9 protein-coding genes, 1 tRNA gene and 3 pseudogenes are annotated in these 7,901 nt (G+C 71.8%); 8 read left to right on the top strand and 5 right to left on the bottom strand.

What is annotated here, in order from left to right; genetic code table 11:
• Positions 1–64: 64 nt before the first annotated feature.
• The 3 genes from cobA (at position 65) to fliF (ending at position 2,395) form a co-directional block, all read left to right on the top strand.
• The gene (gene cobA / locus B351_RS17050) at positions 65–811 is read left to right on the top strand and encodes a uroporphyrinogen-III C-methyltransferase (protein WP_198006241.1); all 747 of its coding nucleotides are present in this window, start codon (positions 65–67) and stop codon (positions 809–811) included.
• A 116-nt stretch (positions 812–927) separates the two neighbouring features.
• Positions 928–1,242: a flagellar hook-basal body complex protein FliE gene (locus tag B351_RS17460; RefSeq protein ID WP_019400002.1), complete on the top strand. Its 315-nt coding sequence runs from the start codon at positions 928–930 to the stop codon at positions 1,240–1,242.
• 16 nt (positions 1,243–1,258) lie between these two features.
• Positions 1,259–2,395 (top strand): flagellar basal-body MS-ring/collar protein FliF, encoded by a 1,137-nt coding sequence (fliF, locus tag B351_RS18090; RefSeq protein WP_019400001.1) that lies wholly within the window; start codon positions 1,259–1,261, stop codon positions 2,393–2,395.
• 14 nt (positions 2,396–2,409) lie between these two features.
• Here the strand turns inward: fliF and B351_RS18275 are convergent.
• From B351_RS18275 to flgC, 3 genes and pseudogenes are all read right to left on the bottom strand, one after another.
• Positions 2,410–3,159 (bottom strand): annotated as a pseudogene (locus tag B351_RS18275) (flagellar hook-basal body complex protein); the annotation flags it as partial.
• A gap of 6 nt (positions 3,160–3,165) precedes the next feature.
• Positions 3,166–3,849 (bottom strand): flagellar hook capping FlgD N-terminal domain-containing protein, encoded by a 684-nt coding sequence (locus tag B351_RS0115780; protein ID WP_019399999.1) that lies wholly within the window; start codon positions 3,847–3,849, stop codon positions 3,166–3,168.
• On the bottom strand, positions 3,846–4,619 hold the full coding sequence (flgC, locus tag B351_RS18270) for a flagellar basal body rod protein FlgC (protein WP_019399998.1): 774 nt from the start codon (positions 4,617–4,619) through the stop codon (positions 3,846–3,848). Before flgC ends, B351_RS0115780 begins: the two co-directional genes overlap by 4 nt.
• A 136-nt stretch (positions 4,620–4,755) precedes the next feature.
• On the opposite strand from flgC, the pseudogene flgA reads away from it, so the two are divergent.
• Positions 4,756–5,427 (top strand): annotated as a pseudogene (flgA, locus tag B351_RS18265) (flagellar basal body P-ring formation chaperone FlgA); the annotation flags it as partial.
• A gap of 119 nt (positions 5,428–5,546) precedes the next feature.
• On the opposite strand, the gene B351_RS0115770 reads toward flgA, so the two are convergent.
• Positions 5,547–5,623, bottom strand: a tRNA-Met gene (locus tag B351_RS0115770).
• 157 nt (positions 5,624–5,780) lie between these two features.
• Between B351_RS0115770 and B351_RS0115765 the strand changes: the two genes are divergently transcribed.
• From B351_RS0115765 to bfr, 3 genes are all read left to right on the top strand, one after another.
• Positions 5,781–6,380 (top strand): RNA pyrophosphohydrolase, encoded by a 600-nt coding sequence (locus B351_RS0115765; RefSeq protein ID WP_019399997.1) that lies wholly within the window; start codon positions 5,781–5,783, stop codon positions 6,378–6,380.
• A gap of 89 nt (positions 6,381–6,469) precedes the next feature.
• Entirely contained in the window at positions 6,470–6,667 is a 198-nt protein-coding gene (locus B351_RS0115760) for a bacterioferritin-associated ferredoxin (protein WP_019399996.1), read from the top strand.
• A gap of 101 nt (positions 6,668–6,768) precedes the next feature.
• Entirely contained in the window at positions 6,769–7,239 is a 471-nt protein-coding gene (gene bfr / locus B351_RS0115755; protein WP_019399995.1) for a bacterioferritin, read from the top strand.
• Here the strand turns inward: bfr and B351_RS18215 are convergent.
• Positions 7,212–7,565, bottom strand: a complete 354-nt coding sequence (locus tag B351_RS18215; protein WP_019399994.1) for an Hpt domain-containing protein — start codon at positions 7,563–7,565, stop codon at positions 7,212–7,214. The two genes, bfr and B351_RS18215, sit on opposite strands and share 28 nt — an antisense overlap.
• Between B351_RS18215 and B351_RS18210 the strand changes: the two are divergent.
• Positions 7,564–7,901: pseudogene (locus B351_RS18210) on the top strand (hypothetical protein); the annotation flags it as partial. The gene B351_RS18215 and the pseudogene B351_RS18210 overlap by 2 nt on opposite strands.

The raw sequence follows: 7,901 nt of genomic DNA, 5'->3' as shown, positions 1-7,901 counted from the left end.
CTGGAGACCCGCCATGGCCCGCGACCCCCGTCACCCTGCCGATCTCCGCCGCCCGCCCGCCGAGGTGGTGCTGCTGTCCGCCGGCCCCGGCGACCTGGAACTGCTGACGCTCAAGGCCGTGCGCGCCCTGCAGCAGGCCGAGGTGCTGCTGCTGGACGAGCTGGTCGATCCCGGCATCGTCGAGCTGGCGCCGCAGGCACGCGTGGTGCGGGTGGGCAAGCGTGGCGGCTGCCGCTCCACGCCACAGGCCTTCATCTGCCGGCTGATGCGGCGCTACGCGCTGCAGGGCCTGCGCGTGGTGCGGGTGAAGGGCGGCGAGGCGCTGATGTTCGGCCGTGCGGGCGAGGAGATCGCCTTCCTGCGCGAGGCCGGAGTCCCGGTACGCATCATCAATGGCGTCAGCGCCGCCTTCGCCGCTGCCGCCGCGCTGGGCGTGTCCCTGACCCACCGCCAGCACTGCCATGGTGTGAGCTTCGTCACGGCGCATACCGCCGACCACGGCGAGCCGGACTGGGCGGCGCTGGCGCGCAGCGGCACCACCCTGGCCATCTACATGGGCATGGGCCGGCTGGAGCGCATCGCCCGCGCCCTGCTGGTCCACCTGCCGGGCGACACGCCGGCCGCCGTGGTGCAGGCCGCGTCGCGGCAGGACGAACAGGCCCAGGCCACCACCCTGGCCGGGCTGCTCGCGCTTCCTGCCGCCGGCGAGGGGCTGCCCGGGGTGATCCTGGTCGGCGGCGCCCTGGGCGAGGCCGCCGCGGTGGCGGGCAGGGCAGGCGAACCGGAACCGGAGGTCCGCGCGGCCGGCTGACGCGGCCGGGCACGGCAAGGGGCGCAGCGGGCCCGTAGAGATTCTCTTAAGAATCGGCCAGGCCCCGGGAAGGGGTGGACACAATGCCGGCCGATCCTGCCCCGAGTCCCCCTGCGATGGAAGCCCTGACCAACCTGCCTTCCCTGCCGCCCCTGGCGCTGCTGCAGCCGGGCGAACTGCCGCCGTCGCCGCCTTCCGATGGAGCCTCCGCGGGTGGCTTCGGGGACATGTTCCAGAAGGTCCTGCACCAGGTCGACGCGGTCCAGCACGAGGCCGCGCGCCAGGTCGAGGCGGTCGAGACCGGCGCCAGCGACGACCTGGTCGGCGCCATGCTCGCCAGCCAGGAGGCCAGCCTCTCGTTCTCGATGCTGATCCAGGTGCGCAACAAGGTCATGGCCGCGTTCGACGACCTCATGAAGACCACGGTCTGAGCGGGCGCCCACGGACGTGATCGAACGCCTCAAGCCCCTGGCCCAGCGCTGGCTCCCCGCCTCGCTGCCGCGCCCGTCCCCGGCCACCCTGTCGCGGCTGCTGCCGGTGGTGCTGCTGGCCTTGGCGCTGACCGCGCTGGGGATGATGTACCTGCACCACGCCCACTCGCGCTACAAGCCGGTGTTCGGCGCGCAGGAGAAGGTGGTGGCGGCCGACGTGATGTCGGTGCTCGACGCCGAGGGCATTCCCTACCGCCTGCACCCGGACACCGGCCAGGTGCTGGTGCCGGACTCGCGCCTGGGCCAGGTGCGCATGCTGCTGGCCGCGCGCGGCGTGGTCGCGCGCCTGCCGGACGGCCTGGAGGTGGTCGACCAGAAGGATCCGCTGGGCGTCAGCCAGTTCGTGCAGGACGTGCGCTTCCGCCGCGGGCTGGAAGGCGAGCTGGTGCAGAGCATCGTCACCCTCGACCCGGTGCAGTCGGCGCGCGTGCACCTGTCGGTGGCCAAGTCCTCCTCCTTCATCCTCAGCGATGGTGACAAGAGCTCGGCCTCGGTGGTGCTGGCGCTCAAGCCGGGACGCCGCCTCAACAAGGAGCAGGTCGCGGCGATCATCGCCATGGTCTCCGGCAGCGTCGCCAACCTCGATCCGGCGCGGGTGTCGGTGGTGGACCAGGCCGGCAACTTCCTGTCGGCCGGCGTCGACCTGGCCAGCCCGCACGGTGGCGACAACAGCGAGCTGGCCACCCGCGTGCGCGAGGAAACCCTGCGCAACATCCAGGACCTGCTCGGCCCCACCCTGGGCGACGGCAACTTCCGCGCCTCGGTGGCGGTGGAAGTGGACCAGGACCGCATCGAGGAAACCCGCGAACAGTACGGCGAGGCGCCGCGCGTCACCCAGGAGGCCACGCGCGAGGAGAACGACAGCGGGGTGATCCCGCTGGGCGTGCCCGGCTCGCTGTCCAACCGCCCCGTGGCGGTGTCCGGTGCCGCCAACGACGCCCCCGAGGGTCCGCGTTCGCAGAAGAACGCGCTCACCCGCCAGTACGTGTACGACCGCAACGTGGTCCAGATCCGGCGCAGCCCGGTGCGGCTCAAGCGCCTGAGCGTGGCGGTGGTGTTGAAGTCGCCGCCGAAGAAGGTGGTGGTGGCGTAGTTGATCGCCACCTGCAGCGGCTCGGAGCCGTCGGGGGTGCCCAGGGCGATGTTGATCGGCGCGGCAGGGGCGACCAGCTGGCCGGTGGTGCCGAACTGCAGGTTGGAGGTGACCGGGCCGGTGCCGTCGTCGACCAGGGTGCCGTCGACGGCGTAGTAGACGGTCACGTCGTTGCCGGCGCCGCGCACGAAGTACTGGCTGAGGGTGTGCTGGCGGCCCAGCGAGTCGTACAGGCTGGAGACCTGCACGCCGTTGTAGGTGGTGGCATCGGCCATGTCGAACGGCGCGGCCGGCGCCTGCCAGTCGGCGGACATGTTGCCGGCGTAGTTCAGCGTGCTGCTGGCGGCGGCGGGCATGGCCTCGGTCGGCACGCTCAGGTCGCCCAGCACGCCGCCGGAGGCGGTGCCGTAGCCCTGCACGCGACGGCCGATGGAGTCGACCACGAAGCCGTCCTTGTCCACGCTGAACTGGCCCAGGCGCGAGTACACCATCGCGCCGCTGCTGTCGCGGGCGACGAAGAAGCCGCGGCCCTGGATCGCGGCGTCGAGGCTGCGGCCGGTGGCCAGCACGTTGCCGCCCAGGCTCATCGACTGCGTGGTCGAGCCCACGTACACGCCGCCGGCCTTGCCCTGGGAGTACGCCGAGGCGAAGTTGGCGCGACCGGACTTGAAGCCGTAGCTGCCGCTGTTGGCGATGTTGTTGCTGATCTGGTCGAGCTGGCCGGTGACTGCGTTGAGGCCGCTGAGTGCGATGTTGAATGCCATGGACCGTCAGGCTCCTTGCTGCGAGGGGGTCCGGGTGCCGCCGCTGCGGCCCAGGAATCGGGAGATGTCGCCGGTGCCGACCTCGCCGACGCCGGCGACGTCGAGCACCACCTGGCCCTGCGCGTCCAGGCGCACGCCAAGCAGGCGGCCCTGGAGCTCGGCGCGCGGCGCCTCGCCGGTGCCGGCCTCGATCCGCAGCGCGTAGCGTCCGGCGGGCAGGCCGAGCTTGCGCGGGTCGATGCTGAACTGCACGGTGCCGGCGTCGTGCGCGCCCAGCTCGATGCGGCGGGTGCTGCCGTCGGCGCCGGTCAGCAGCACGGCCACCTCGGCGGCGGGCGCATCCAGTACGAATGCGCCCTGGACCGGGTCGGCGCCGAGGCTGACGCCGCCGGCGGCGACCATCATGTCGCTGCCGACCTGCGCGCCGAGGTTCACCACCAGCATGCTTTCCTGCAGCGCCGCGGAACTGCTGGTCAGGCTGGACAGGGTCTGCATCGTCTCGACCTGGGTCATCGAGGCGAACTGGTTGATGAAGTCCTTGCTCTCCAGCGGCGACAGCGGATCCTGGTTGCGGATCTGCGCGACCAGCAGGGTCATGAACAGGTCCGAGACGCTGCCGTTGCCCGCCACCGCGTTGCCGGCGTTGCCGCTGCCCGCGCCGGCCAGCAGCGCGTTGTCGACCGCGGTCATGCGCCTTCTCCCATCTTCAGCACCGCCTGGCGCATGCCGTTGAGGCGCACCAGCACCTCGACGTTGGTGGAGTACGCGCGGGAGGCGGCGAGCATGTCCGCCATCTCCTCGACCGGATTGACGTTGGAGTAGAAGACCATGCCGTTCTCGTCGGCCAGCGGATTGCCGGGCTCGTGGCGCGATTCCAGCGGATCCTGGCTGGTGACCACGTCCAGCACCTGCACCCGCGCGCCGAGGCCGTTGAACACCGAGGCGAACACCGGCTTGCGCGCCACGTAGGCGCTGTCGGCGGTGCCGGCGGTGTTGGCGTTGGCCAGGTTGCTGGCGATGGTGTTCATGCGCACGGTCTGGGCGGCCATGGCCGAACCGGCGATCTCCACGCTCTGCTTGAAGCTCATCGTGCTTACCCGTTGCCCTGGATCGCCGCGGCCAAGGTCCTTGAGCTTCATGTTCAGGAAGGTCAGGCTGGTCTGGAAATCGAGGGCGTTCTGCGCGAATTCGGCCTGTTCGACGCCGAGCTCGACGGTGTTGCCGTCCTGCGAGGGGCGGCTGGGAACGCGGTAGAGCACCGCGTCGGATTCGAACGGCAGCAGCGGCTCGGCCAGGCCGAGCGCGGCCTCGTCCAGGCGCGCGCGGAAGTCGAGGTCGCGTGCCTGGTAGCCGGGGGTGTTCTCGTTGGCCAGGTTGGAGGCCAGTACCTGGGCGCGTTCGCCGCGCAGCTTCAGCGCGGCAGGGTGCAGGCCAAGCGCCTGTCCGAGGTTGATACCCATGCTGTTCCGGTTCCTCTGGTGGTCGCGGCAGTGCCACGACCGGGCCGTCGCATGGTAGGGAGGCCCCCCGGCCGCTGGCGGAATCTAAAAAGATCCTGAGCGAAGCCCGCGCGCCCGCGCGGCTAATCTGCGCGGCATGTCCCAATCGCACCTCGCCTGCCTGCTGGCGGCATGTATGCCGCCGCAGGCACGCGCGCAGGACGCTTCGATGCCGCAGGCGCGGCTGGAACAGGTGGCGCGTGCCTGGGTGCAACGGCGGGTCCAGGCAATGGGCGTGCCCACCGCACGCATCGAGGTGCTGCTGTTGCCGGCGGCACGGCGCCCGCCCGATTGCGCGCGGCCGCTGCAGGTGGAGGTGGCCGAGGTGGCGGCGGACGAGCGCTTCGACCGCCTGCAGCTGCTGGTGCGCTGTCCTGGCGGCGGCGAGGTGCGTTTCGCGGCGCGCGCCGGCGCCTACGTGGACGCGGTGGTCGCGCGCGGGGAAGTGGAGGCCGGGCAGCCGCTGCGTGCCGAGGCGCTGGGAACCGGCGAGCAGGACCTGGCGGCGATCCCCGACCTGTTGCTGTCGCCGGACCAGGCCGCCGGCTACCGCGCCCGGCGCACGCTGCGCGCGGGCCAGCCGTTGCGGCGTTCGCTGCTGCGGGGCGGCAGCGCGGTCGCCCATGGCCAGCCGCTGCGGATCGTGGCGACGGGGCAGGGCTTCCAGATCGCGATTGCAGGGACCGCGCTGGAGGATGGCGGGGTAGGCGACAGCGTGCGCATCCGCAACACCAGCACAGGCAAGACCACCCGTGCCCGGGTCCTGGCCCCCGGCGTGGTCGGCCTGGAGGCGGAGGCGGCGCCATGGCGCGGCGCCGGACGGCGCGGCCAGGCGTGGCGATGGAAACAAAAAGCCCCGCGGATGCGGGGCTTTTGCGTTGCAGGCAATGGTGGCTACGGGTGGACTCGAACCACCGACCCCAGCATTATGAGTGCTGTGCTCTAACCGGCTGAGCTACGTAGCCGAAACCGCGGAGCAGGCCGCGCTTCCCGCGCACGCGCCTGCAGGGCGGCGGGGAATTGCGAATTTTTCACGTTCCTGGCCGCGCTGTCAATCGCCGCTTGTCGCCCTGTCGGGGGCGTGGCATTGTCGGGACAGTCGAATTTCTTGGAGTCCGCATCGTGATCGATCCGGACGGATACAGGCCGAACGTCGGCATCGTGCTCATGCGCGAGGACGGACAGGTGTTCTGGGCGCGCCGGGTGCGCCGGGATGGCTGGCAGTTCCCGCAGGGCGGGATGCGCAGCGACGAAACCCCGGTCGAGGCCATGTACCGCGAGCTGTACGAGGAAACCGGCCTGTCCCCCGAGCATGTGGAACTGCTGGGCGCCACGCCCGGCTGGCTGCGCTACCGGCTGCCGGGGCGGGCGATCCGCCGTGGCGGGCCGGGGCCGGTGTGCATCGGGCAGAAGCAGGTCTGGTTCCTGCTGCGGCTGGTGGCCGACGAGTCACTGGTGCGCTTCGACGCCACCGACAGCCCCGAGTTCGACCACTGGCGCTGGGTCGACTTCTGGTACCCGGTCGAGCACGTGGTCACCTTCAAGCGCGGGGTCTATGCCCGCGCCCTGCGCCACCTGGCCCCGCTGGCCACCAGCGTGGGCGCCCAGCTGCGGCAGATGCCGGGGGTGGCGCAGCAGGCCTGGCTGCCGGGCAACAGCGCCGGCAACGACCGTCCGCGGCGGCGGCCGCGGCAGCCGCGGGGCGGGCGTTCATCCGCCTGAACCCTGGCAGGGGCCGCGGACGCGGATGCAATTGACAACGGTTCTCATTCATTGTGGAATGGATCCCGGTTCAGCCACATGAGACCGCCGTGTACGTCTGCATCTGCAATGGGGTCACCGACCGCCAGATCCGCGAGGCCGTCGAGGCCGGCTGCGAAAGCGTCGCCGAACTGACCATGCGTACCGGCTGCGGCGCGACCTGCGGCACCTGCCTGCCGCTGGCCGCCGACCTGGTGGCCGAATACCGGGCCCGCGCCCTGCCCCTGCCGCTGCTGCAGGCGGCCTGAGCCTCGCCGGCCCGCGGCCGGCGATGCACACGATTCGCGTTACCTCGCCGCCGCCCGCGGCGCGCTAGAGTGCGTGCATCCCCCGCGCAGGAGCGAACCCGATGAAAGGCGACGCGAAGGTCATCGAGTACCTCAACAAGGCCCTGTACAACGAGCTCACCGCGATCAACCAGTACTTCCTGCACGCCAAGATGCTGAAGAACTGGGGGCTCAAGGAGCTGGCCGAGCACGAGTACAAGGAATCGATCGAGGAGATGCACCACGCCGACTGGCTGGCCGAGCGCATCCTGTTCCTCGAGGGCCTGCCGAACTTCCAGGCGCTGGGCAAGCTGCGCATCGGCGAGGGCCCGCGCGAGGCGCTGGAGTGCGACCTGGCGCTGGAACTGGAAGGCATCCCGCTGCTGCGCGAGGCGATCGCCTACGCCGATTCGGTCGGCGACTACGTCAGCCGCCAGCTGTTCACCAAGATCCTCGACAACGAGGAAGAGCACGTGGACTGGCTGGAGACCCAGCTGGACCTGATCGCCCGCATCGGCGAGCAGAACTACCTGCTCAGCAAGCTCGAGGACTGACCCGGGGTCGCCAGCCAGGCCAGCAGCGCCTCGCGCGCGCGGCCGAATTCGGCGATCAGCAGCGCCGCGGCCACCGCCGGCCGCTCCAGGGTGCCGGTGCGCGCCGCGGTCTCGATCCGGCGCGCCACCGACGACAGCGCCAGCGCGCCGATGTTGGCGCTGGAGGACTTGAGCGCATGCGCGGCCTCGCGCATGGCCGGCAGGTCGGGCGTGGCCGAGGCCTGCTCCACCTGGCGCACCAGTCGCGGCGCATCCTCCAGGAACAGGCGCACGATCGCGGTGGCGTCGTCGCCGGCGATCGCGCGCAGCTCATCCAGCATTTCCATGTCCAGCACCGGGATCCCGGCATCCACGGCCGACAGGGCCGTGGCCTGGGCGCCGCTGGCGCGCGCCGCCGGGGCCGCCGGGCGGACCGGGGTGATTGCCGGCGTGGCCGGAGCCGTGGAAGACGGTGCAGGGTTCGCCGGAGCCATGGGGTGCGCAGGAGCCGCCGGCGTGGCCGCTCGGCTGGCGGCCGGCGCGGCGGGGGCGCCTGGCGCGGTCGGTGCAGTCGGCGCCGGGGCCGGGCGCGGCGGCGTCGCCGCAACCCGCGACGGCTGGGTTGCGGGAGGCATCAGCGGGGCCGCGGGCCGGGCCGGCGGCGTGGCCACGGCCGGAGCGGG

This window comes from Pseudoxanthomonas sp. GW2 (genome assembly GCF_000283075.1).
Classification (GTDB): Bacteria; Pseudomonadota; Gammaproteobacteria; order Xanthomonadales; family Xanthomonadaceae; genus Pseudoxanthomonas.
The sequence above is the reverse complement of the archived record's forward strand: the minus strand, read 5'-3'. Positions and strand labels throughout refer to the sequence as shown.